The 24,964-nt window shown below is 62.2% G+C and carries 19 protein-coding genes and 1 pseudogene; 9 read left to right on the top strand and 11 right to left on the bottom strand.

Annotation, left to right across the window (positions count from 1 at the left end; all coding sequences use genetic code 11):
- The first annotated feature begins 401 nt into the window (after positions 1-401).
- Positions 402-4,355 carry a trifunctional transcriptional regulator/proline dehydrogenase/L-glutamate gamma-semialdehyde dehydrogenase gene (putA, locus tag LOY70_RS02445; RefSeq protein ID WP_265032999.1) on the top strand — a complete coding sequence of 1,318 codons (3,954 nt, stop codon included), beginning with the start codon at positions 402-404 and terminating at the stop codon, positions 4,353-4,355.
- Positions 4,356-4,601: 246 nt separating this feature from the next.
- Complete coding sequence (locus LOY70_RS02440) at positions 4,602-6,404, top strand: acyl-CoA dehydrogenase (RefSeq protein WP_265032998.1); 1,803 nt, start codon at positions 4,602-4,604, stop codon at positions 6,402-6,404.
- A 220-nt stretch (positions 6,405-6,624) separates the two neighbouring features.
- On the opposite strand, the gene LOY70_RS02435 is transcribed toward LOY70_RS02440, so the two are convergent.
- Together LOY70_RS02435 and LOY70_RS02430 are read right to left on the bottom strand one after the other, a co-directional pair.
- A complete protein-coding gene (locus LOY70_RS02435) occupies positions 6,625-6,927 on the bottom strand; it encodes a cell division protein ZapA (RefSeq protein WP_092395632.1) in 303 nt (100 codons plus the stop codon).
- On the bottom strand, positions 6,924-7,154 hold the full coding sequence (locus LOY70_RS02430) for a hypothetical protein (protein ID WP_123345234.1): 231 nt from the start codon (positions 7,152-7,154) through the stop codon (positions 6,924-6,926). The genes LOY70_RS02435 and LOY70_RS02430 overlap by 4 nt, the downstream gene beginning before the upstream one ends.
- A gap of 257 nt (positions 7,155-7,411) precedes the next feature.
- On the opposite strand from LOY70_RS02430, the pseudogene LOY70_RS30065 reads away from it, so the two are divergent.
- The 5 genes and pseudogenes from LOY70_RS30065 to selO all read left to right on the top strand — a co-directional run.
- Positions 7,412-8,134, top strand: a pseudogene (locus LOY70_RS30065) (MCP four helix bundle domain-containing protein); the annotation flags it as partial.
- 30 nt (positions 8,135-8,164) lie between these two features.
- The gene (locus LOY70_RS30060) at positions 8,165-9,037 is read left to right on the top strand and encodes a methyl-accepting chemotaxis protein (RefSeq protein WP_371915037.1); all 873 of its coding nucleotides are present in this window, start codon (positions 8,165-8,167) and stop codon (positions 9,035-9,037) included.
- Positions 9,038-9,345: 308 nt separating this feature from the next.
- Entirely contained in the window at positions 9,346-11,088 is a 1,743-nt protein-coding gene (locus LOY70_RS02420) for a potassium/proton antiporter (protein WP_265032993.1), read from the top strand.
- Between the two features lie 34 nt (positions 11,089-11,122).
- Entirely contained in the window at positions 11,123-14,485 is a 3,363-nt protein-coding gene (gene mscK, locus LOY70_RS02415) for a mechanosensitive channel MscK (protein ID WP_265032991.1), read from the top strand.
- 36 nt (positions 14,486-14,521) lie between these two features.
- Positions 14,522-15,985: a protein adenylyltransferase SelO gene (gene selO, locus LOY70_RS02410; RefSeq protein ID WP_265032989.1), complete on the top strand. Its 1,464-nt coding sequence runs from the start codon at positions 14,522-14,524 to the stop codon at positions 15,983-15,985.
- Positions 15,986-16,222: 237 nt separating this feature from the next.
- Here selO and LOY70_RS02405 read toward each other — a convergent pair whose 3' ends face one another.
- The 3 genes from LOY70_RS02405 to LOY70_RS02395 form a co-directional block, all read right to left on the bottom strand.
- The gene (locus LOY70_RS02405) at positions 16,223-16,624 is read right to left on the bottom strand and encodes a helix-turn-helix domain-containing protein (protein ID WP_265038252.1); all 402 of its coding nucleotides are present in this window, start codon (positions 16,622-16,624) and stop codon (positions 16,223-16,225) included.
- 134 nt (positions 16,625-16,758) lie between these two features.
- Positions 16,759-17,037 carry a hypothetical protein gene (locus tag LOY70_RS02400; protein WP_265032987.1) on the bottom strand — a complete coding sequence of 93 codons (279 nt, stop codon included), beginning with the start codon at positions 17,035-17,037 and terminating at the stop codon, positions 16,759-16,761.
- 135 nt (positions 17,038-17,172) lie between these two features.
- Positions 17,173-18,078, bottom strand: coding sequence for a LysR family transcriptional regulator (locus LOY70_RS02395; protein ID WP_265038250.1), 906 nt, complete (start codon positions 18,076-18,078; stop codon positions 17,173-17,175).
- A gap of 204 nt (positions 18,079-18,282) precedes the next feature.
- On the opposite strand from LOY70_RS02395, the gene ycaC reads away from it, so the two are divergent.
- Complete coding sequence (gene ycaC / locus LOY70_RS02390) at positions 18,283-18,909, top strand: isochorismate family cysteine hydrolase YcaC (protein ID WP_025211469.1); 627 nt, start codon at positions 18,283-18,285, stop codon at positions 18,907-18,909.
- A 175-nt stretch (positions 18,910-19,084) separates the two neighbouring features.
- Complete coding sequence (gene trxC / locus LOY70_RS02385; protein ID WP_025211468.1) at positions 19,085-19,507, top strand: thioredoxin TrxC; 423 nt, start codon at positions 19,085-19,087, stop codon at positions 19,505-19,507.
- A 3-nt stretch (positions 19,508-19,510) separates the two neighbouring features.
- Here the strand turns inward: trxC and LOY70_RS02380 are convergent, their stop codons facing one another.
- The 6 genes from LOY70_RS02380 to LOY70_RS02355 form a co-directional block, all read right to left on the bottom strand.
- Positions 19,511-20,707 carry an ABC transporter substrate-binding protein gene (locus tag LOY70_RS02380; protein WP_265032986.1) on the bottom strand — a complete coding sequence of 399 codons (1,197 nt, stop codon included), beginning with the start codon at positions 20,705-20,707 and terminating at the stop codon, positions 19,511-19,513.
- Positions 20,707-21,711 (bottom strand): CobW family GTP-binding protein, encoded by a 1,005-nt coding sequence (locus tag LOY70_RS02375; protein WP_265032984.1) that lies wholly within the window; start codon positions 21,709-21,711, stop codon positions 20,707-20,709. Before LOY70_RS02375 ends, LOY70_RS02380 begins: the two co-directional genes overlap by 1 nt.
- Complete coding sequence (locus LOY70_RS02370; RefSeq protein ID WP_123345263.1) at positions 21,708-22,007, bottom strand: hypothetical protein; 300 nt, start codon at positions 22,005-22,007, stop codon at positions 21,708-21,710. The genes LOY70_RS02375 and LOY70_RS02370 overlap by 4 nt, the downstream gene beginning before the upstream one ends.
- Positions 22,008-22,021: 14 nt before the next feature.
- Positions 22,022-22,771 (bottom strand): SDR family NAD(P)-dependent oxidoreductase, encoded by a 750-nt coding sequence (locus LOY70_RS02365; protein WP_265032981.1) that lies wholly within the window; start codon positions 22,769-22,771, stop codon positions 22,022-22,024.
- 71 nt (positions 22,772-22,842) lie between these two features.
- Positions 22,843-23,604 carry an SDR family NAD(P)-dependent oxidoreductase gene (locus tag LOY70_RS02360; protein WP_265032980.1) on the bottom strand — a complete coding sequence of 254 codons (762 nt, stop codon included), beginning with the start codon at positions 23,602-23,604 and terminating at the stop codon, positions 22,843-22,845.
- Between the two features lie 10 nt (positions 23,605-23,614).
- Positions 23,615-24,955, bottom strand: a complete 1,341-nt coding sequence (locus tag LOY70_RS02355) for an MFS transporter (protein ID WP_123345269.1) — start codon at positions 24,953-24,955, stop codon at positions 23,615-23,617.
- Positions 24,956-24,964 lie beyond the last annotated feature (9 nt).

The raw sequence follows: 24,964 nt of genomic DNA, 5'->3' as shown, positions 1-24,964 counted from the left end.
TGGTGTAGCGACGATTTGCAGTCCCGCGAATTTATGACTGATGTTTCCCCAGGAAAGCCATCAGCCGATGCCCCTCGGCTTGGAGCCGGTTGCACCTTGGCCGCGAATGCTATTCAACAAATCAAATAAGGTGCAACCAGTTTCGCTCGAATCAGTTGCACCTGATCGGTTTTATCGCAAAAACTGTATTTTTTGCTCCCTTTTAGTGCAGTCGCACGGCCTAGCTAGAAGCCAAAGCACTAAGGCGATGCAGGATTGCCAAGCCCGCATTTTACTTCCTGATGAGCTGCTCATTATTTCGACAAAAAAAGGGTTGCACCCGGTTGCACCCCGGTCAGCTCGCAGCTAATCTTGCCGCCAGCTGATGCCACGCGATACGTGGTAAACATGAGGATAAAAATATGGCTACCACCACCCTTGGGGTCAAACTCGATGACCCAACCCGCGAACGCCTCAAGGCGGCCGCAACCTCGATTGATCGCACGCCTCACTGGCTGATCAAGCAGGCAATTTTCAATTACCTGGAAAAACTCGAGGGTGGTGCAACCCTGACCGAGCTGAACGGTGCGGTCCGCGCCGACAGCGATGACGCTGGCGACATCCAGGTCGACCACGCCCACCAATGCTTCCTGGAATTTGCCGAGAGCATCCTGCCGCAATCGGTCCTGCGCGCCTCCATCACCGCCGCTTACCGTCGCCCTGAGCCGGAAGTGGTGCCGATGCTGATCGAGCAGGCCCGCCTGCCCGCCGAAATGGCCGAAGCCACCAACAAGCTGGCGGCTTCGATTGCTGAAAAGCTGCGTAACCAGAAGAGTGCCGGTGGCCGTGCCGGTATTGTCCAGGGCCTGTTGCAGGAATTTTCCTTGTCGTCCCAGGAAGGCGTGGCGCTGATGTGCCTGGCCGAAGCGCTGCTGCGCATCCCGGACAAAGGCACCCGCGATGCACTGATCCGCGACAAGATCAGCACCGGTAACTGGCAGCCACACCTGGGCAACAGCCCGTCGCTGTTCGTCAATGCCGCCACTTGGGGCCTGTTGCTGACCGGCAAGCTGGTCGCCACCCATAACGAAACGGGCCTGACCTCCTCCCTGAGCCGCATCATCGGCAAGAGCGGCGAGCCGATGATCCGCAAGGGCGTCGACATGGCCATGCGCCTGATGGGCGAACAGTTCGTCACCGGCGAAACCATCGCCGAAGCCCTGGCCAACGCCAGCAAGTTCGAAGCCAAGGGCTTCCGCTATTCCTACGACATGCTCGGTGAAGCCGCTCTCACCGAACATGACGCCCAGAAATACCTGGCCTCGTACGAACAAGCCATCCATTCGATCGGCAAGGCCTCCCACGGTCGTGGGATTTATGAAGGCCCGGGCATTTCCATCAAGCTCTCGGCGCTGCACCCGCGTTACAGCCGCGCCCAGTACGAGCGCGTGATGGAAGAGCTGTACCCACGCCTGCTGTCGCTGACCCTGCTGGCCAAGCAATACGACATCGGTCTGAACATCGACGCCGAAGAAGCCGACCGCCTCGAGCTGTCGCTGGACCTGCTCGAGCGCCTGTGCTTCGAGCCGCAACTGACCGGCTGGAACGGCATCGGTTTCGTGATCCAGGCGTACCAGAAGCGTTGCCCATACGTGATCGACTACGTCATCGACCTGGCGCGCCGCAGCCGTCATCGCCTGATGATTCGCCTGGTAAAGGGCGCCTACTGGGACAGCGAAATCAAACGCGCCCAGGTCGAAGGCCTGGAAGGCTATCCGGTCTATACCCGCAAGGTGTACACCGACGTGTCCTACATCGCCTGCGCACGCAAACTGTTGTCGGTGCCGGAAGTCATCTACCCGCAATTCGCCACGCATAACGCTCACACCCTGGCGGCCATCTATCACATCGCCGGTCAGAACTATTACCCGGGCCAGTATGAATTCCAGTGCCTGCACGGCATGGGTGAGCCGCTGTACGAACAGGTTGTCGGCAAGGTTTCCGAAGGCAAGTTGAACCGTCCATGCCGCGTATACGCCCCGGTCGGCACCCACGAAACGCTGCTGGCTTACCTGGTGCGTCGCCTGCTGGAAAACGGCGCGAACACTTCGTTCGTCAACCGTATCGCCGATCAGTCGATTTCCATCCAGGAGCTGGTGGCCGATCCAGTGGCCAGCATCGAGCAGATGGCGACGCTGGAAGGCGGCTTCGGCTTGCCGCACCCGCGTATCCCGCTGCCCCGTGACCTGTATGGCAGCGAACGCGCCAACTCCGCCGGCATCGACCTGGCCAACGAACATCGCCTGGCCTCGCTGTCCTGCGCCCTGCTGGCCACCGCGCATAACGACTGGAAAGCCGCGCCGATGCTCGGTTGCGCCGCCAGCGAAGCAACACCGGCGCAGGTTTTGAACCCGTCCGATCTGCGTGACGTGGTTGGCCATGTGCAAGAAGCCACAATCACCGACGTCGACAATGCCATCCAGTGTGCCCTCAATGCCGCACCGATCTGGCAGGCCACGCCGCCGGCCGAGCGCGCCGCGATCCTGGAGCGTGCCGCCGATTTGATGGAAGGCGAGATTCAGCCGCTGATGGGCTTGCTGGCCCGTGAAGCCGGCAAGACCTTCGCCAACGCCATCGCCGAGGTGCGTGAAGCCGTGGACTTCCTGCGCTACTACGCGGTGCAGGCACGCAACGATTTCACCAACGACGCCCACCGCCCACTGGGTCCGGTGGTCTGCATCAGCCCGTGGAACTTCCCGCTGGCGATTTTCAGCGGCCAGGTTGCCGCCGCACTGGCCGCCGGCAACCCGGTTCTGGCCAAGCCCGCCGAGCAGACGCCATTGGTGGCCGCCCAGGCGGTGCGCCTGATGCTCGAAGCCGGCATTCCGGAAGGCGTGCTGCAACTGCTGCCGGGCCGTGGCGAAACCGTTGGCGCCCGCCTGGTCGGCGACGATCGGGTCAAAGGCGTGATGTTCACCGGTTCCACCGAAGTCGCGCGCCTGTTGCAGCGCAACATCGCCGGTCGCCTGGACAACCAGGGTCGCCCGATTCCGCTGATCGCCGAAACCGGCGGCCAGAACGCAATGATCGTCGACTCCTCGGCGCTGACCGAACAAGTGGTCATCGACGTGGTGTCTTCGGCGTTCGACAGCGCTGGCCAGCGTTGCTCGGCCTTGCGGGTGCTGTGCTTGCAGGAAGATTCCGCCGACCGTGTCATCGAAATGCTCAAGGGCGCCATGGCCGAAGCACGTCTCGGCAACCCTGAGCGTCTGTCGGTAGACATCGGCCCGGTGATCGATGCCGAAGCCAAGGCTGGCATCGAGAAACACATCCAGGCCATGCGCGACAAGGGTCGCACCGTGTACCAGATGGCAATCGCCGACAGCGACGAGTGCAAGCGCGGCACTTATGTGATGCCGACCCTGATCGAGCTGGAGAGCTTCGACGAGCTGCAGCGCGAGATCTTCGGTCCGGTGCTGCACGTGGTGCGCTACAAGCGCAAGGAACTGGATCAGCTGATCAGCCAGATCAACGCTTCCGGCTATGGCCTGACCCTGGGCGTACACACTCGCATCGACGAGACCATCGCCAAGGTGGTCGACAACGTCCATGCCGGTAACGTCTACGTGAACCGCAACATTGTCGGCGCCGTGGTCGGTGTGCAGCCATTCGGCGGCGAAGGCCTGTCGGGCACCGGCCCCAAGGCCGGCGGTCCGCTGTACCTGTACCGCCTGCTGTCGACACGTCCTACCGATGCGATCCAGCAATCCTTCGCCCGTGGCGATGCCCTCACCGCGCCGGACCTGCGTTTGCGCGACGCCATGAGCAAACCGCTCACCGCCCTGCAAGCCTGGGCCGACAGCCAGAAGCTCGCTGAACTGAGCGCCCTGTGCGTGCAGTTCGCCGGCCAATCGCAAAGCGGCATTACCCGCCAGCTGACCGGCCCGACCGGCGAACGCAACAGCTACGCCATCCTGCCCCGCGAGCATGTGCTGTGCCTCGCGGACGTGGAAGGCGACCTGCTGACGCAACTGGCGGCCGTACTGGCGGTAGGCGGCTCGGCCGTGTGGCCGGAAACCGACACCAGCAAGGCCTTGTTCACCCGCTTGCCGAAAGAGATTCAGGCACGCATCCAGCGGGTTGCCGACTGGGCCAAGGACGAGGTGCTGTTCGATGCGGTCCTGCATCACGGTGATTCGGACCAACTGCGCAACGTTTGCCAGCAAGTGGCCAAGCGCGCCGGCGCCATCGTCGGGGTGCACGGTTTGTCCCAGGGCGAGACCAATATTGCGTTGGAGCGTCTGGTGATCGAGCGGGCCTTGAGCGTCAACACCGCTGCGGCGGGGGGTAACGCTAGTCTGATGACTATCGGTTAAACCCGCTGTAGACCAGGCAGCTGCAATGGGTGCCTGGTCAACGAAATCCCTGTGGGAGCGAGCTTGCTCGCGATAGCGGTGCTTCAGTCAGGAATGTTGTCGACTGGGGCACCGCTATCGCGAGCAAGCTCGCTCCCGCATTTTGATTAGCGTCACCCCCGCTCCTCCATCACTCAAATCAATCATCCTGTTCAACCTCTATTCCCGCACCTAGACTCGGTCCATTCCAAAAAAAGGTAGGCCGCCATGTCCGAGACGTTGCTCAGTTCCCGCAATCTGGCTTTCGAGCTGTACGAAGTCCTCGATGCCGAGGGCCTGACCCAGCGCGAGCGGTTCGCCGAACACAATCGCGAAACCTTCGACGCGGCCCTCGCGACCGCCCGCAACATCGCCGAGAAATATTTCGCACCGCACAACCGCAAGAACGATGAAAACGAACCGCGCTACGAGAACGGTCAGGCAATTCTGATTCCGGAAGTGAAACCGGCGGTGGATGCGTTTCTCGAGGCGGGCTTCCTCAACGCTGCGCGCAGTTTCGACGCGGGCGGCATGCAGCTGCCAACGTTGCTGTCCCAAGCCTGTTTCGCCCACTTCCAGTCGGCCAACGCCGCCTCCACTTCCTATCCGTTCCTGACCATGGGCGCGGCGAACCTGATCGAAAGCTTCGGCAGCGAGGAACAAAAGCAACGCTTCCTGCAACCGATGATCGACGGCCGCTTCTTCGGCACCATGGCCCTGACCGAGCCCCACGCAGGCTCGTCGCTGGCGGACATTCGTACACGTGCGGAGCCGGCGTCCGACGGCAGTTATCGAATCAAGGGCAACAAGATCTTCATCTCCGGCGGCGACCATCCGCTCTCGGAAAACATCGTGCACATGGTCCTGGCGAAATTGCCCGACGCGCCGCCGGGGGTGAAGGGCATCTCGCTGTTTATCGTGCCCAAGTTCCTGGTCAACGACGACGGTAGCCTGGGCCCGCGCAACGACGTGCTGCTGGCCGGGCTGTTCCACAAGATGGGCTGGCGCGGCACCACCTCCACGGCGTTGAACTTCGGCGACAACGGCGACTGTGTCGGTTACCTCGTGGGCAAACCGCACCACGGCTTGAGCTACATGTTCCAGATGATGAACGAGGCACGCATCGGCGTCGGCATGGGCGCGGTGATGCTCGGCTACGCCGGCTACCTGTATTCCCTTGAATACGCCCGTGAGCGTCCGCAGGGCCGGGTGCCTGACAGCAAGGATCCGACTACCGCTCCGGTGGCGATCATCCAGCACGCCGACGTGCGCCGCATGCTGCTGACCCAGAAAGCCTACGTCGAGGGTTCGTTTGACCTGGGTTTGTACGCGGCACGGCTGTTCGACGACACCACCACCCTTGAAAACGAAGTCGAGCGCAGGCGCGCCCAAGAGCTGCTGGATTTGCTGACCCCCATCGTCAAATCCTGGCCATCGGAGTTTTGCCTGAAGGCCAATGAACTGGCGATCCAGATTCTTGGCGGCCACGGCTACACCCGCGAATACCCGGTGGAGCAGTATTACCGCGACAACCGCCTGAACCCGATCCATGAAGGCACCCATGGCATCCAGTCCCTGGACTTGCTGGGGCGCAAGCTGGCGCAAAACGGCGGTGCCGGGCTCAAGCAACTGATTCGCCTGGTGGCCGACACCACCGAACGCGCCCAGGCGCACGAATCACTGACACCCTTGCGTGAGCCGCTGGAAGCCTTGGTAGCGCACCTGCAGACGGTCACCCTCGGCCTGCTGACGGACCTGGCCCAAGGCAAGGTCAACAGCAGCCTCGCCAACTCAGCGTTGTACCTCAAGGTGTTCGGTCACATGGTGATCGGCTGGCGCTGGCTGGAACAGGCGATTCGTGCCGAAGAAGGGTTGGCCAAGGGGCATGCGGCGGACAGCGATTTCTATAAAGGCAAGCTGCAAGCGGCGCGGTACTTCCTGACCTGGGAAGTGCCGGGTTGTCACCATGAACTGGCGATTCTTGAGGCGCGGGATGACACGTGCCTGGGGATGCGGGATGAGTGGTTCTGAGGCGGGTCTTGCGGTGCGGCTGAAAACCAATCGCGAGCAAGCTCGCTCCCACATTTGATCGGCAGTGAACACAACTCCGTGCCCACAGAAATATCCTGTGGGAGCGGGCTTGCTCGCGAAAGCGGCGGATCAGACAAATCAATTGTGACTGATATACCGCCTTCGCGAGCAAGCCCGCTCCCACAATTAGATCACCGCCAACCCTGGGTCCTAAAAGACTTCAGGCCTGCTGAATCGTCTTGGCAATCACCTCGACCGTGGCGCTGACTTGCTCTTGATAACGGTCGAGTTCCGCTTGATGTTGCTTCTGCATTTCCATCTGCTGCGAACACAGGTTCATCGCCGCCAGCACCAGCAGGCGATCGCCGATCAGCGTCGGGTATTTCCTCTTGGTGTCGGCCAGGGCGGCCTTGAGCATCGAAGCGGCGTCCAACAGGGCCTGTTCCTGCCCGGCCGGCGCCTTGATCGAATAGTCCTCTCCCAGGATCGAGACGACTGTCACCCCATCGGCGCCGTGCTTCATGCGCTGACAGGACCGGCGCTGGCGCGCTCGATCAGGGCTTGGATACGGGCGGCGGTGGTGCCGTGCAGTTCTTCCTGTTCCATCAGGCTCAGTTGCAAGCTTTCGTTTTCATCCTTGGCCCTGGCAAGTTCAGCGCTCAGGGTTTCGTTCAGGCCGGTGAGGTGACGATTCTGTTGCACCAGGTCATTGACCAGTTGCTCCAGCTGGCTGAGGGATGTTTCCAACATATTGATTTCCAGGCTTTTTCAAGGGGCGCGTACGATAAAGAAAAGTCACCGCCGATGCCACGACTTACCAGTGGCGGTGCTTCGCTGGCGAGTGGTAAAGACTATGAAGGGGCAGTCTGGTTCCTACCCTTCGTCGCATTCCCTGGGTGGTTCTGCGGCAAAAGTACGCATCCTGTTCAAGACTTTAGTCGTATGACCGATAAGTCAGTGAACACTAGCCACAGTCCCGCACGGACGCGCCTCTCTCGGTACTATCCATGTCCCTACGTAATATGAACATCGCGCCGCGGGCGTTCCTGGGGTTTGCCCTGATCGGCGCCCTGATGCTGGCCCTTGGGGTATTTGCCCTGACCCAGATGAGCAAAATCCGCACGTCCGGCGAGAGCATCGCCCAGAACAGCGTGCCCAGCATCAAGGCCCTGAATGAGTTCACCCAGCTCACCCTGCGCCTGCGCGTTTTGTCCTATCGCTTGCTGGTCAACCGCGAGCCGGACATCCAACAGAAAACCTACGATCTGGTCGAACAACGCAGCCAGCAGATCCGCGCGGCCCAGACCACCTACGAAAAGCTCATCAGCGCTTCGGACGAACGGGCCGCCTACGACCAACTCGTGCAACTGCTCGGGCAGTACCGTCAGCTCGAAGAGCGCATGAAAACCCTGTCGCGCAATAATCAGGTCGATGAACTGCGGGCGCTGCTCAACACTGAACTGCTGAGCAACTCAGATGCCATCAATGCCGCAATCGACCGCTTGGTGGAGATCAACAACCTGCAAGCCGAGGCTCTCAATAAAGGCGCGGCGCAACAATATTCAAGCGCTTTCAACTGGGCGGTCACCCTGCTGGTCATCGCCACCGGCCTGACCCTGCTGTTCGCCTGGCTGCTGACCAGCAGCATTACCAAGCCGATTGCCAACGCCCTGGACGCTGCCGAAGAAATCGCCAAGGGCAACCTGACTCGGCCGATCACCGTGGATGGCAGCGACGAAGCCGGGCGCCTGCTGCGGGCGATGTCGACCATGCAGGAAAAACTGCGCGACACCCTGCAGCGGATCTCCGGCTCAGCCACACAACTGGCCTCCGCCGCCGAAGAGCTGAACAGTGTCACCGACGAAAGCGCCCGTGGCCTGACCCAGCAGAACAACGAAATCGAACAGGCCGCCACCGCAGTCAACGAAATGACCAGCGCCGTGGAAGAAGTCGCGCGCAATGCGGTCAGCACCTCCGAAGCCTCGAAAAACGCCACCACGTCGGCTGGCGACGGCCGGGACCTGGTGCAGGAAACCGTCAGCGCCATCGAACGCATGAGCGCCGACGTGCAGGGCACCGCGGCGTTGATCGGCAACCTGGCCAATGAGTCCCGAGACATCGGCAAGGTGCTGGACGTGATCCGTGGCCTGGCCGACCAGACCAACCTGCTGGCCCTGAACGCCGCCATCGAAGCCGCACGTGCCGGTGAGGCCGGTCGTGGTTTTGCCGTGGTGGCGGATGAAGTGCGCGCCCTGGCCCATCGCACCCAGCAGTCGACCAGCGAGATCGAACGCATGATCGGCAGCATCCAGAGCGGCACCGAACACGCCGTGGATTCGATGCGCAACAGCACCGAGCGCGCCGAGTCGACCCTGAACATCGCCCGCGGCGCCGGCATGTCCCTGGACACCATCAACACGGCCATCGTCGAGATCAACGAACGCAACCTGGTGATCGCCAGCGCCGCCGAAGAACAGGCTCAGGTGGCCCGTGAAGTGGACCGCAACCTGGTGAACATCCGCGACCTGTCGGTGCAATCGGCCACCGGCGCCAACCAGACCAGCGCCGCCAGTGCCGAACTGTCGCGCCTGGCCGTGGACTTGAACAACATGGTCGGACGGTTCAGCCTTTAAGGCTCAACCTGCCTTTGTGGCGAGAGCTTCCTGTGGCGAGGGGATTTATCCCCGATCGAGTGCGAAGCGCTCGCCTTTGGACTGCATGACTACACAGATTTGGGGGCTGCTCCGCAGCCCAGCGGGGATAAATCCCCTCGCCACAAAAGCAGACTCACTTTCTTCCTGTAAATAAATGATGACGGGGCTTGCGCCCCTCAATCCCAAACCTTTTTTGACAGCATCACATTTCAACAGGTTAGAATCGCTGGCACGCAGACTGCATGGTCAGTCTGCGCCCGCCCCTCAGTTTTCTCGGAGTACTGCCTTTGACTGCGACAACCATCAACAGCCTGTTCTTGATCGGCGCGTTGCTGGTAGGTGCGAGCATTCTGGTCAGTTCTCTTTCGTCCCGCCTGGGCATCCCGATCCTGGTGATCATCCTGGCCGTGGGCATGGTGGCCGGTGTCGACGGCGCCGGTATTCTTTTCGATAACTACGCCACGGCTTATCTGGTCGGCAACCTCGCCTTGGCCGTCATCCTGCTGGACGGCGGCTTGCGCACGCGGGTCTCGAGTTTTCGCGTGGCGCTGTGGCCGGCGTTGTCGCTGGCCACGGTCGGTGTGTTGATCACCACCGGGCTGACCGGGCTGGCAGCGGCCTGGCTGTTCAATCTGAACCTGATCCAGGGCCTGCTGATCGGCGCCATCGTCGGCTCGACCGATGCCGCGGCGGTGTTCTCGCTGCTGGGCGGCAAGGGCCTGAACGAGCGGGTCAGCGCCACCCTTGAGATCGAGTCCGGCAGCAACGACCCCATGGCGGTGTTCCTCACCGTCACCCTGATCGGCATGCTTGCCAGTGGTGAAACCGGCTTGCACTGGAGCTTGTTGGGGCATCTGTTGCGCGAGTTCGGTATCGGTTCTGTGATCGGCCTGGGCGGTGGCTGGCTGATGCTGCAACTGGTCAATCGCATCAATCTGGCCAACGGCCTCTACCCGATCCTCGTCATCAGCGGCGGCCTGGCCGTGTTCGCCCTGACCAACGCCCTGCACGGCAGCGGTTTCCTCGCGGTTTACCTGTGCGGCCTGGTGATCGGCAACCGCCCGGTGCGCAGCCGCCACGGCATCCTGCACATGCTCGATGGCATGGCCTGGCTGGCCCAGATCGGCATGTTCCTGGTGCTGGGGCTGCTGGTCACCCCCCACGACCTGCTGCCGATCGCCCTGCCCGCCCTGGGCCTGGCGCTGTGGATGATTCTGTTTGCGCGCCCGCTGTCGGTCATGGTGGGCCTGCTGCCGTTCAAGGCGTTCCATGGTCGCGAGAAAGCGTTCATTTCCTGGGTCGGCCTGCGCGGCGCGGTGCCGATCATCCTGGCGGTGTTCCCGTTGATGGCCGGGCTGCCCCACGCCCAGCTCTACTTCAACCTGGCGTTCTTTATCGTGCTGGTGTCACTGCTGGTGCAGGGCACGAGCCTGCCGTGGGTCGCCAAGTTGCTGCACGTGACCGTCCCGCCGGAGCCCTTGCCGATTTCCCGGGCGGCGCTGGAAGTCCATGTCACCAGCGAGTGGGAACTGTTCATCTATCGCCTGGGCGCGGAAAAATGGTGCATCGGCTCGCCCCTGCGGGACCTGAAAATGCCCGATGGCACCCGCATCGCGGCATTGTTTCGTGGCCAGCAACTGCTCCATCCGTCGGGTAGTACGGTGCTGGAAGTCGATGATTTGCTGTGTGTTATCGGCCATGAACATGACTTGCCGGCCCTTGGAAAGCTGTTCAGCCAGGCGCCGCAACGCGGCCTGGATTTGCGCTTCTTCGGCGACTTCGTACTCGAAGGAGACGCCCAGCTGGCCGCGGTTGCCGCCCTGTACGGATTGCAACTGGATGGCATCGACCCGGACATGTCCCTGGGTCGTTTCATCGCTCAGAAAGTGGGCGGCGCACCAGTGGTCGGTGACCAGGTGGAATGGAACAACACCCTGTGGACCGTCGCGGTCATGGACGGGAACAAGATCGGCAAAGTGGGCGTCAGATTCCCCGAAGGAAGTCGCCCGGGTCCCGGCTTGTTCCTCTAAACTGCTCCCACTCTCACTTGCTTGACCGGTCTCTATGCCTACCCTGCGCTCCTTTTTCACCATCGCCCTGCTGGGCCTGAGTCTTTCCATCTGCACGCTGCAAGCCGCTGAAGCGCTGACCAGCGCCTCGGTAGAGGCCAGCCTGGACAAGATCGCCGACCGCAAGCTGCCGGAAGCCGAGCAGAAGGCCTTGCAAGCGGTGCTGCAAAACACCCTGACCCAGCTCAACAACAAGGCCGACTACGAACAGAAGCTGCTCGCCCTCAAGCAGCAATTGGCCACCGCCCCCAAGCAGAACATCGAAAACCAGCGCGAACTGGCGCGGCTCAAGGGCACCACGGTGGTGCCGGTGGCGCAACGCTACGCCAACCTGCCGATTCCCCAGCTCGAACAGATGCTGACGGAACGCTCCACCCAGCAGGGCGACCTGCAAAAAGCCCTGGCGGACGCCAACAGCCTGATCATCACCGCCCAAACCCGGCCAGAGCGGGCCCAGGCCGAAATCTCCAACAGCCAGACCCGCATCCAGCAGATCAACGCCACGCTCAAGGCCGGTCGGGACGCCGGCAAGACCCTGAGCGCCGAGCAGCGCGACCAGCTCAACGCCGAGCTGCTGGCGCTCAACGCGCTGATTCCGCTACGCCGCCAGGAACTGGCTGGCAACAGCCAACTGCAGGACCTGGGCAATGGCCAGCATGACTTGCTGATGGAAAAAATCACCCGCATGGAGCAGGAAATCCAGGACCTGCAAAACCTGATCAACCAGAAACGCCTGGCTCAGTCCCAGGAGACGGTGACCCAGCAATCCATCGAAGCCCAGAAGGCCGGTGGCAGCAGCTTGCTGGCGACCGAGAGCGCGGCCAACCTGAAGCTCTCCGACTACCTGCTCAAAAGCACCGACCGCCTCAACGAGGTGACCCAGCAGAACTTGCAGACCAAGCAACTGCTGGACAACGTCACCCAGACCGACGCAGCCCTGGACGAGCAGATCAGCGTGCTCAAGGGCAGCCTGCTGCTCTCCAAGATTCTCTACAAGCAACGCCAGACGCTGCCGCGCCTGAAGCTGGACCAGAACCTGGCCGACCAGATCGCTGACATCCGCCTGTATCAGTTCGAAGTCAGCCAACAGCGCGAATTGCTGAGCAACCCGAGCGCTTATGTCGACAACCTGCTGGCCACCCAGCCGTCGGAGCAGGTTACGCCGCAACTGCGCAAGACCTTGCTGGAACTGGCACTGACCCGCGTCGACCTGCTGGAACGCCTGAACCGCGAGTTGAGCGCGGTGCTCAACGAATCCATCACCTTGCAGCTCAACCAGAAGCAACTGCTCAGCACCGCCCAGAACCTGCGGTCGACCCTCGAAGAACAGATGTTCTGGATCCCCAGCAACAAGCCGCTGGATTTCGAGTGGATGCGTGGCGTGCCGGCCCGCCTGGAAAAACAGGTCGATTCGCTGCCCTGGACCTCGAGCCTCACTGAACTGGCCGATGGCCTGACCCAACGGCCGCTGCTGTTCCTGCCCCTGGCGTTGCTGATCGGTGCGCTGCTGTGGCGACGCAACAGTCTTTATGCCCGGCTGAACAAGGTTCACCAGGACGTGGGTCACTTCAAGCGCGACAGCCAGTGGCACACGCCCCAGGCGATCCTGATCAATATCCTGCTGGCGATGCCGGTGGCGCTGGCATTGGCGCTGTGCGGCTACGCCTTGCAGATCGACGCACGCGGCCAAAACGCCAACCTCGGCGCGGCGCTGCTGCAGATCGGCCAGGCCTGGCTGGTGTTCTACACAGCCTATCGAGTGCTGGCCCCCGGCGGTGTCGCCGAGTTGCATTTCCGTTGGGAGAAACCCCAGGTCGAATTCCTCCGGGGCTGGATCCGTCGGCTCGGGCTGGTGGTGCTGGCGCTGGTGGCCGTGGTGGCGGTGGCTGAACTGCAACCCTCGGCCCTGGCCGACGACGTGCTCGGCATGCCGGTGGTCCTGACCTGCTACGCCCTGATGGCGTGGCTGCTCAGTCGCCTGCTGCTGAGCAGCCCGACGCACCGGAACACGTCGCTGTTTCGCAAGGCCGTCGGGGTGCTGTTCACAGCGTTGCCTATCGCGCTGTTCGTGGCGGTGTGCTTCGGCTACTACTACACCGCGCTGAAGCTCAGCGACCGGCTGATCAACACCCTGTACCTGCTGATGTTCTGGCTGGTGATCGAAGCCACCTTTGTCCGTGGCCTGTCGGTCGCGGCGCGGCGCCTGGCCTACCAGCGTGCCCTGGCCAAGCGTCAGGCGGCCAAGGAGGCCGGCGACGGCGAAGCGGTGATCGAGGAACCGACGCTGGATATCGAAAAGGTCAACGAACAGTCCCTGCGCCTGATCCGCCTGGCCTTGCTGGGCGGCTTCATCGCCGCGCTGTATTGGGTCTGGTCGGACCTGATCAGCGTGTTCTCGTACCTGGACAACATCACCCTCTACGAATACACCAGTGGCACCGGCGCCAACATGAGCATGGTGCCCATCAGCATCGGCGACATGCTCGGTGCGCTGATCATCATCGGCATCACCTTCGCCCTTGCCCGCAACCTGCCGGGCCTGCTGGAAGTGTTCGTGCTGTCGAAGCTGAACCTGGCCCAGGGCAGTGCCTATGCCACCACGACGCTGCTGTCGTATGTGATCGCCGGCTTTGGTTTCGTCACCACCTTGTCCACCCTCGGCGTGAGCTGGGACAAACTGCAATGGCTGGTGGCCGCATTGTCGGTGGGCCTTGGCTTCGGCATGCAGGAGATCTTCGCCAACTTCATCTCCGGGATCATGATCCTGTTCGAGCGCCCGGTGCGGATCGGCGACACCATCACCATCGGCAACCTGTCGGGCACGGTCAGCAAGATCCGCATTCGTGCGACCACCATCACCGACTTCGACCGCAAGGACATCATCGTCCCGAACAAGACCTTCATCACCGGGCAACTGATCAACTGGTCGTTGACCGACACCGTCACCCGGGTAACCCTGAAACTGGGCGTGGACTACGGCTCGGACCTGGACCTGGTGCGTGAGTTGCTGCTCAAGGCGGCCCGCGAGAACCCACGGGTGCTGAAGGAACCGGAACCGATCGTGTACTTCCTGAATTTTGGTGAAAGTACCCTCGACCATGAGTTGCGCATGCACGTACGCGACCTTGGTGACCGCAACCCGGTGCTGGACGAAATCAACCGTTTCATCAACCGTGAGTTCAAGAAAGAGCACATCAACATCTCCTTCCGGCAGATGGAAATCTATCTGAAGAACATGCAGGGCCAGGAGTACAAACTGGTACCCGCCGAGCCAGATAAAAAGACCATCACACCCGTGCCTTCGGCTGTTGCCAGCATCAAGCCGGTGCCCGAGCCGCCGCAAGAAACACTCGACTGATGCGCGCAGCCTGAGGGCGTCGCGCCGGAGACGGCCATGAAAACGCTGGAAACCCTGACCTTCGATAACCGTTTTGCCCGCCTGGGCGACGGTTTCTCGACCCACGTGCTGCCCGAGCCCATCGACCATCCACGGCTGGTGGTCGCCAGCCCGGCCGCCATGGCGTTGCTGGACCTGGACCCGACAGAAGCCGAGGCACCACTGTTTGCCGAAATCTTTGGCGGCCACAAGCTCTGGGCCGAAACCGAGCCACGGGCAATGGTGTATTCCGGGCATCAGTTCGGTCACTACAACCCACAATTGGGCGACGGTCGAGGCTTGCTGCTGGGCGAGGTGTACAACGAGGCCGGCGAGCACTGGGACTTGCACCTCAAGGGCGCCGGCCAGACGCCGTTCTCACGGATGGGCGACGGACGGGCGGTGCTGCGCTCCTCGATCCGCGAATTCCTCGCCTCCGAAGCCCTGCATGCCCTGGGCATTCCCACCACCCGGGCCTTGTGCGTAATCGGCTCGGACACCCCGGTATGGCGGGAAAAGCAGGAGCGCGCCGCCATGGTCCTGCGCCTGGCGCCCAGCCATGTGCGCTTCGGCCATTTCGAATACTTCTACTACACCAAGAAACCCGAGCTGCAAGCGGCCCTCGCCGAGCATGTGTTGAACCTGCACTTTGCCGAGTGCCGCGAACAGCCGGAGCCGTACTTGGCGATGTTCCGCGAAATCGTCGAGCGCAATGCCGAGCTGATTGCCAAATGGCAGGCCTACGGTTTCTGCCACGGCGTGATGAACACCGATAACATGTCGATCCTGGGCATCACTTTCGACTTCGGACCGTTCGCCTTCCTCGACGACTTCGACGCCAACTTCATCTGCAACCACTCCGATGATCAGGGTCGCTACTCCTTCAGCAACCAGGTGCCCATCGGCCAATGGAATCTCAGCGCCTTGGCCCAGGCCCTGACGCCGTTCATCAGCGTCGAAGCCCTGCGCGAGACCCTCGGGTTGTACTTGCCGCTGTACCAGGCCCATTACCTGGACCTGATGCGTCGCCGCCTCGGCCTGACAAGCGCCGAAGAAGACGACCAGAAACTGGTGGAACGCTTGCTGCAATTGATGCAGAACAGCGGCGTCGACTACAGCCTGTTCTTTCGCCGACTGGGCGATCAATCCCCCGAGCCGGCCGTCGCGACCCTGCGCGATGACTTCGTCGACCTCAAGGGCTTCGATGCCTGGGGCGAGCTTTACGTCGCCCGGGTCAACCGCGAAGGCCCCGTCGATCAAGACCAGCGTCGCACCCGCATGCACGCCGTCAACCCGCTGTACGTGCTGCGCAACTACCTGGCGCAAAAAGCCATCGACGCCGCCGAGTCAGGCGACTACGACGAAGTGCGCCGCCTGCACACCGTGCTGAGCAAGCCGTTCGAGGAACAACCGGGCATGGACAGCTACGCGCAACGTCCGCCGGAGTGGGGCAAGCACCTGGAGATCAGTTGCTCGTCGTAGCCCAGCGCCGCGGATGAAAAAAACCACCCGCCCAACACATACCTGTCTGGATCGCAGACATGACTACCCTGTGGCGAGGGGATTTATCCCCGCTGGGCTGCGCAGCAGCCCCAACACAGGCAACGCGGTGCAACAGATGAACCGCGTCAGCCGGGTTACGACTGCTTCGCAGCCGAGCGGGGATAAATCCCCTCGCCACAAAAGCAGGTCGGTATTTCGCAGCGCTACACCGATCCATCAAGTAAAGGTTTCAACCGATACACCGAAGCGCTCCGCCAACCAGCGGATTTGCCTCAAATTGAGCTGACGCTTACCGCTCAATACCTCCGATACCACCGATTGGGTACCAACGCCCGGTAAGTCGCTCTGGCTCATGCCATGTTCACGCATCAGGTAACGCAGCGCCTCGACGCCACTCACCTTGGGCATTGGCCTATGCTGCTGGTCCCATGCCTCGATCCATTCGCCGATGATATCCACCAGGCTCATGAGAGGATGGGCTTCGTCTTCGCCCACCAAGGCCAACAGCTCATCAAGAGCACCCGCCAACCGGTCATAATCCTCTTCGCTCCTGGGTTTTCGCAGCAGGGGCGACACAAATTCCCAATGGGCAGCGACTTGTTCAATCAGTGCACTCATCACTATTTTTCTCATCGCATTTGCAATGGGAAAGGTAAACATAAATTCTGCTCATCGCAAATTGCGATAGCATCAGTAAGGCGGGCTCAAGGCTTCAGGCCTCGGTAAAAAATGTGAGCGGATGTGCGCCCTGCTCACCCCACCTTATCGTTCCCCTGCTCGGGCGTCTCGATTCCCGGCTCCGCTTCGGCATTGTCCTTGTCAGTCGGTTTTGCCGGTGGTTTTTCCTCGGGATAACCGGGCATGCCGCGGGCATCTTCGGGGGTCAGTTCATCCCGATCGTAGCGGCGATCGATGGCGTAGGCCGGGGCGGCGTTGGGGTCTTCGTCACGACCGGCGGTACCGAGGACGAAGCCGTCGTCATTGGGATTGTCCACGGCCTGTGGGGTGTCTGGGTCTTGAGGATTGCTCATGGGACCTCCGGGTTGCGAACAAGTACGTTGTGATTTTTTTGAGGGCCTGGCGGGCGTTGAGTGCAACGCACCTGATGAATGGCAGCCTGGTAGCCGCCCTTCGCCGCAGGCAAAAAAAACCAACGACCCCGGCCCCTACGCCATGTCGCTGTAGCTGAACTCCTCGGCCAGAAAATCAATCAGCGCACGCACCGACGGCAGCAACCCGCGTCGTGAGGCAAAGATTGCGTGAACGATCCCGCACTTGGGCGTCCAGCCCGGCACCAGTTCCACCAGCCGGCCAGCCGCGATGTCTTCACGCACCACCACGGTGGGCAAGTGGGCGACGCCGATGCCGGCCAGCACGGCGTGACGCAGGGCCAACAGGTCGTCAGTGACCATGCGCGGTTCATGGCGGATCAATGCGCGGCTGCCGTCCGGGCCGAACAACTCCCACTGGTATTCCCGCTGTGCCCCACCCCAATGCACGCTCGGCAGGCCGTTGAGGTCCGCCGGCGAAGCGGGTGAAGACAAGCGCTCAAGGTAATCCGGGCTGCCTACCAGGCACTGCGTACTGTTGCTCAGCACTTTCATGACCATGTCGGTGTTTTCCAGCGGTGGAAAGCGCACCCGCAAGGCGATATCGAAACCTTCATGGATCAGGTCGACCCGCCGGTTGGTGCTTTCGATGAACAACTCCACCCGCGGGTACTTGAGCATATAGCGAGTCAGCATCGGCCCGACCCAGCTATTGAGCAATGCCGTCGGGCAACTGATGCGCACCAGCCCCTGGGGTTCGGAACGGTTGCGCTCGATCACTTCCGCCGCGCTCTCGGCCTCGACCCGCATCGCCAGGCAGCGCTGGTAATAGGCCTGGCCGATCTCCGTCAGCGTGCAATGGCGACTGGTGCGGTGGAGCAGCCGCACTCCGAGACGCTCCTCCAGTTGGGCAATACGCCGGCTGAGCTTCGACTTGGGCATGTCCAGCGCGCGGCCGGCGGCGGCGAAGCCCCGGTGTTCAACGACCTGAGTGAAGTAGTACAGCGTATTGAGGTCTTCGATGATCGTTCTCCAAATAGAACGCTAAGGCTAATTTTCGCAGTCTAGCGCATCAAAGGTGCCAGTTTTAATCTACACCCATCGAAACGCAACACGGATTGAAGCCGGGCGCTTCGACCGGATGAGTCAACGATCAATCGCTACACCGACATTGAAAACCTTAACCACGCCGACCTTTGGCAACCAAAACTTAACGAGGACTACGCCATGACCACTTCCTACAACCGTCTCGACAAAGATAACGCCGCCGTTCTGCTGGTTGACCACCAGGCCGGCCTGCTGTCCCTGGTCCGCGACATCGACCCGGACCGCTTCAAGAACAACGTGCTGGCCTTGGCCGACCTGGCGAAGTACTTCCAACTGCCGACCATCCTCACCACCAGTTTCGAAACCGGCCCCAACGGCCCGTTGATGCCAGAGCTCAAGACCCTGTTCCCGGACGCGCCGTACATCGCTCGCCCAGGCCAGATCAACGCCTGGGACAACGAAGACTTCGTCAAGGCCATCAAGGCCACCGGCAAGAAGCAACTGATCATCGCCGGCGTGGTCACCGAAGTCTGCGTAGCCTTCCCGGCACTGTCGGCCCTGGCCGAAGGTTTCGACGTGTTCGTGGTCACCGATGCCTCCGGCACGTTCAACGAACTGACCCGTCAATCGGCCTGGGACCGCATGTCGTCCTCCGGTGCGCAACTGATGACCTGGTTCGGCCTGGCCTGTGAACTGCACCGCGACTGGCGCAACGATGTGGAAGGTTTGGCGACCTTGTTCTCCAACCACATCCCGGACTACCGCAACCTGATGACCAGCTACAACACGCTGACCAACGCCAAGTAACAGCCTCACCGATATACCCTTGTGGGAGCGAGCTTGCTCGCGATAGCGGTCTGACAGTCGATGCAGTATTGACTGATACACCGCCATCGCGAGCAAGCTCGCTCCCACAGGTTTTTGTGGTGGTTTCTATATAGTGTTCAATCTGTGCCAATGATTTTTCCTGGAGACTGACCTGATGCTGATCCCCTGCCCCCATTGCAACGGGCTCAACCGCATACCCGCCGAACGCCTCGGCGACCAGCCCAAGTGCGGACGCTGCAAGGCCCAGGTGTTATTGAGCAAACCGTTCGAACTCAAGCAAGGCGACTACGCCAGCCAGATCAAGGGCGACCTGCCGTTGCTGGTGGATGTGTGGGCCGATTGGTGTGGGCCGTGCAAGTCCTTCGCCCCGGTGTTCGAACAGGCCGCCGCGCAACTGACGGGCAAATGCCGCTTGGCCAAGCTCGACAGCGAGGCCAACCAGCAGCTGTCGGCGCAGTTGGGGATCCGCTCGATTCCCAGCCTGATTCTGTTCAAGGATGGTCGGGAAGTCGCGCGCCAGAGCGGGGCATTGCCGTTGCCGCAATTGATGAGCTGGTTGCGCAGCCAGGGGATTTGATGCTCAGCGGCCTTTGTTGGCCGCACGCAGAAAATCCCCCCAACGCCGCACCAGGTAGTTGTGCTCGTCCATCACCGAGTTCCACACGGCGATATGGCCCATGCGTTGCTCATACGAACCGCCGTCGCGAATTTCGCCGATGTCGATCAAGGGTTCGCCATCGCTGCCCGGCAGCACTTCACGGGCCGGTTTGCCAGCGTACCAATAGTCCCATTCGGCATCGCTCAAATGGTCGCGGCTGCGGGGCGGGTTGCTGATGTAATAACCCTGGCGCGCCATGACCGCGCCAGGCCATCCCGAGAGCCACCAATTAAGGAACGCATAGGCGGCATCCAGCACCGCTCCCCGGGCATGACGTGACACCGACAACCCACCGAACCAGGCGCGATAACCTTCCCGGGGCACGGCAAGGCGGTACTTGATCCCGGCCCGATGCAGGCGCATGAGGGTCGGAGACCAAAGGCTCTCGATGTCGATGGTCGGGCTGAGCATCAGTTGCGCCGCCTGTTCGTCATCCGACCAGAACGCCGCGAAATGACCTTCGCGCTGTTTGCGCACCAACACGTCGGCCAGGCTGTCGATCTCTTCGATGCTGAGATTGCCGATGTCCTTGAACGACGCCAACCCCATGCCCTGTATCGCCAGCGCCGCGTCGATGGCACCAATCGCCGCGTCGCTTTGCAGCGCGGTACGCCCGCTCCAGGCCGGATCGAGCAGCCAGCCCCAACTCTCGTTGTCACGGGAAAACCCCGCCGGCAAACGTTCCGGGCGGTAGGCAAAACTGTCGGCGTTGTGGGTCAGCGGCAACATGCTGATGTAGTCGCTGACGGTGCTGCCCAGGCTGCCGTCGTGTTGCACGTACAGGCGCTCATTGGGCACGCTGCCGCTGACCGGGCGATCCGCGGCGGACAACCGGCCGCGCTTGGGCAGGTCGTTGATCTCGTGCCACAGCGCGATGCGCCGGGTGTCGATGGGCTGGATCGCTCTGGCCGGCCAGACGAAATCAACGTTGTGAAACCATTGGTCGTACAGGTCGTAGCTGTCCGGTTGCATCACCGCAATGCGCTGGGCCTGCTCGACGCTGTGGACCTGATAGACCAGGCGAATGCCCAGGTCCTGTTCGGCGCGAATCCGCAGGGATTCGAGCAAGGTGACGGAGGTGCCAAGCACCCGCAGTGTGATGGACGTGCCGCTGATCATCAGGCACTCACCTCAGCCGCCGGTGCGAAGCAACGAGCAAAGACATCGAACGAATGCCGCAACCGCTCCGGGTCCAGGCCCCTGACGATAAATACCAGGCGCGATTGGCGCTCGGCACTGGGCCAGCGGGGCAAATGCACCGGCGCGTGCAGGCAATGCTGCACACCATGGATGACGACTGGGGCCTGGAGGCTGTTCACGTTGAGCAATCCCTTGACGCGAAGAATGCGTTCGCCGTGGCATCTTAGCAGCATCGACAACCAGACCCCGAAGCCGATCCAGTCCAGCGGCTGATCGAAGGTCAGGCAGCAAACCTGGGCGTCGCCGTGCGACGTAACCTGGTCCTGCGGACGATGCAGTTGCCAACGGGCCACCTCGACTTCAGGCGCCGCGCCACGCAGGCCTTCGCCCAACAATAATTGATCGCCACTGAGCACGTCGTGGGTATCGAGCAGCGACGCCCCCGGGTTCAGCGTTTGCAGCCGTTGACGCAACGCGCTGACAGCCGACGCAGCGGCCTGATCGGTCTTGCTCAACAGCAGGCGGTCCGCGGCGGCTACCTGGGCCAGCCACTCCGGGTGAATGCGCGCCTGCAGTTCGGCGTGGCAGGCATCGACCAGCGTCACCACCAAGCCAATATGGAAGCGTCCGCGCAATTGCACGTCGTTGTTGAGTGTCGCCAGGATCGGCGCCGGATCGGCCAGCCCGGTCGTCTCCAGGATCACCCGTCGAAAAGCCGGGATCTCGCCCCGGTCACGCCGCGCCAGCAGATCGAGCAACGCGTCTTTCAACTCGCCGCGGATGGAACAGCAGACGCAGCCGCTGGGCAACAGCACGGTGTCCGGCGCCACCTCCTGGACCAACAAGTGATCGATGCCGATATCGCCGAACTCATTGATCAACAACGCGGTGTCACCGAGGCTTTCGCCTTGCAACAGACGGTTGAGCAAAGTGGTCTTGCCGCTACCGAGAAACCCGGTCATGACGTTCAAGGCGATGCTCATGAGCCCTGCTCCAGAGACCGCAGTAGGGCCGGATCGAGCGGGTCCGCTGCCCGGCCCGTCATCGACTCGGCCAGGCTCCACAACTGGTCGAGCCCGCTGGCCAGTTCCTGCCGCCCGGTGGCGCCCAGCAGCAGATACGCCGTGCCTTGGAAATCCTCGACCTTGAGCCGTAACGGCGCCAACACGCGATTGATCGCTGAAATCCGCCGCAATCGCTCGCGACGCCGGGGCAGCCCATCACCCAGCGGATCGCTCCAGTGGACATCCTCGCCCAATAGACCGCACAAGCCACACATGCTTCAGCACTCCTTCATGGCATGACGTCGCCGGCGTTCGGTCCCAGGGTTTGCCCCACGAACAGGTTGCCTCCCGGGTCACTGGCCAGCAACACGGCGGTGGGCGCCACTTCCGTGGCCAAGCCGAAGCGTCGCAAAGGCAGTTCGGCGGATTTGGCCTGTTTCCAGCTTTCACTGATGCCGGCCACCAGCGGTGTTTCGATCGGCCCGGGGGCAATGGCATTGACCAACACGTTGTCGGCGGCCACTTCCAGGGCCAGTGACTTGGTAAAACCGATCACCCCGGCTTTGGCCGCCGCGTAGTGGCTGAGCTCGGCCCCGCCTTTGATGCCCAATTGCGAGGCGACGTTGATGATCCGCCCCCAGCGCTGCGCCAGCATGTGTGGCAAGGCTCGCTGACTGGCGATGAACACGCTGGTCAAGTCGACCCGGAGCATGTCGTTCCACATGTCGATGCTCAGCTCGGTGCAGCGCGCCTGGGTCAGCATGCCGGCGTTGTTGACCAGGATATCGATACCGCCGAACCGCTCGACGCACGCATCGACCCCAGCCTGGGCCCCTTCGACCGTGCCGACGTCGGCTACACACTCGAAGACCTCGACCGCCAGCGCACGACAGTCCTTAGCAATGGCGTACAAGCGTTCTGCATCACGATCGGCCAGTACCAGGCGCGCGCCTTGCTCGGCATAGGCTCGCGCGATGGCGGCACCGATGCCGCTGCCGGCGCCGGTGATCACGGCGCGGCGGTTGAACAGTTGTTGCATGGGAAAATCCTCCAGATCCAGAGCAAACATGGGCAGCCATCAATTGAAAAACACAACCGTGACGCCCTGCTTCAATCCGGCCAACGCACGGTCAGGCCGCCGTCAATGATGATGCTCTGGCCCGTCAGGTAGCTGGACTCGTCGCTGGTCAAGAACCGCACCAGCGACGCCACCTCATCGGCCCGGCCGACTCGCCCCAGCGGAATCGCCCGGGCCGCCTTGGCCAGGCCTTCGGGCCCGAGGGAATTTTTACTGTCCAGGGACTGCGGCGTCTCGATCAGGCCCGGGATCACCGCATTGCAGCGAATACCCTGCGCGGCCAACTCCACCGCCAGAGAACGACATAGGCCCGGCACACCGGCCTTGGCCGCGGCGTAATGGGAGTGGTCCTGCCAGCCATACACACCGCCGGCGATCGAAGAAATCGCCACCAACGCACCGCCCTCGCTCATGTAGCGAACGCTGGCGCGGAAGGTGCGCATCACCCCGGTCAGATCGACATCGAGCATGGCGTTCCAGGCCTCGTCGCTCATTTCCAACAGGGGCGCGCGGCGCAACAGGCCGGCGTTGGCCACGGCGTAATCAAGACGCCCGAAGGTGCTGAATGCCTGCTCGGCCAGGTTATCCACCGAACGACTGTCGGTGACGTCCAGTGGCAGCATCAGGCATTCGCCGCCCAACGCCTCGATCTGCTGGCGGGTGTCTTGCGGGTCGTGAGGGTCCGCCGGCAGATAGCCGGCGGCCACAGCCACACCGTGACGGGCATACGCCACGGCAAGGGCCTGGCCGATGCCGCTGGCGGCACCGGTAATCAATGCAACTCTACGGGTCATGAGGACCTCCTTATTTCACGGTTTCCGGACGGACGTGGCGCGCCGCGAACATCAGCGCGCCGGAGAGGAAACAAGGCAGCGCACCGAAGTACAGCGCCGAGGTCTGCCAGTTGCCGCCTGCCGACAGCACCTGGGTGGCACCGAACCCGGCCACCACCGCGCCGATCGGCCCCATGGCATGGATAATCGCACCGCCCGTGGCGCGGATGCTGGTGGGGAAACTCTCACCGATGAAAAACAGCGCCGCCGAATAGGGCCCGATCAGGAAGAACAGGCCCAGGCTGTAAAGGCCGACCACCATCGGCAAGTTGCTCGGACCGTAGAGCATGCCGGCAAACGACAGCCCACCCAGCATCCAGCCCAACGCGATGACATTGCGCCGACCGATCTTATCGCCCATCCAGCCATGGCTCAGGTAACCGCAGTAGCCCACCAGGTTGGAGAGCACCAGGATGATCAACGAGTTTTCGAAGGAAATATGGTGCACGCTGACGATCACCGTGGTGCCGAGCACGCTGAACACCTGGATCGCCGCCCAATTGAGCAGGATCGCCGCGCCGATCACCAGCGTCGCGCGCCGCGACGTGCCGCGAAAGGCCGCCGCGAGGCCGGCCTTGCTGTGTTCCTCGTAATCGACGCCGTAGGTGGACGCCACCGCTTGGGCATCGGCAACCGCACCGCTCTTGCGCAACTGGCCGATGCGCTGGTGGATCTGGAACTGCGGGCTTTCCTTGAGCTTGCGCGCCATGATCGCAATGACGATGGCCGGGATCGCCGCAAAGATGAAGCAGCCCTGCCAGCCGATGGTCGGCAGCAACACCGCCGTCAAACCGGCGGCGGTCAATGCGCCCACCGGCCAGCCACCCTGTACCAGGCTGTAGATGAAGCCACGGCGCTTGGCCAGCCTCGGGTCATCGGAGGCGGCGTAAAGCTCGCTCAGGTAGGTGGCATTGACGGTCTCCTCGGCGTAACCCAACCCGCCCAGAGAACGGATCAGGATCAACGGCGACTTGCCCCAGGCACCGCCAATGGCCGTCAGTGCCGAACAGATCGCCGCGCCGCTGACGGTGAAGATGATCCCCATGCGCCGGCCCAGGCGGTCCACCAGCGGACCGATAGCCAACGCCACCACCGCCGTACCGACCGCCACCCAGGTGGCGATTTCGGCTTGCTCGACTTCGCTCCAGTTGAAGTGCCGGCCGATTTCCGGCAACAACGTGCCGAACAGAATGAAGTCGTAGACCGCAAACACCCAGGCAAAAAAAGCGATCCAGGTGGCGAAGCGCACCTGGGCCGGCGTCAATTGCTCGGGTTTCCAGCCAGTCAGGTCGAGTTTGTTATAGATGGACATGAGAACACG

Origin of the sequence: Pseudomonas sp. B21-054, from assembly GCF_026016345.1 — a bacterium.
Taxonomy (GTDB): domain Bacteria; phylum Pseudomonadota; class Gammaproteobacteria; order Pseudomonadales; family Pseudomonadaceae; genus Aquipseudomonas.
The sequence above is the reverse complement of the archived record's forward strand: the minus strand, read 5'-3'. Positions and strand labels throughout refer to the sequence as shown.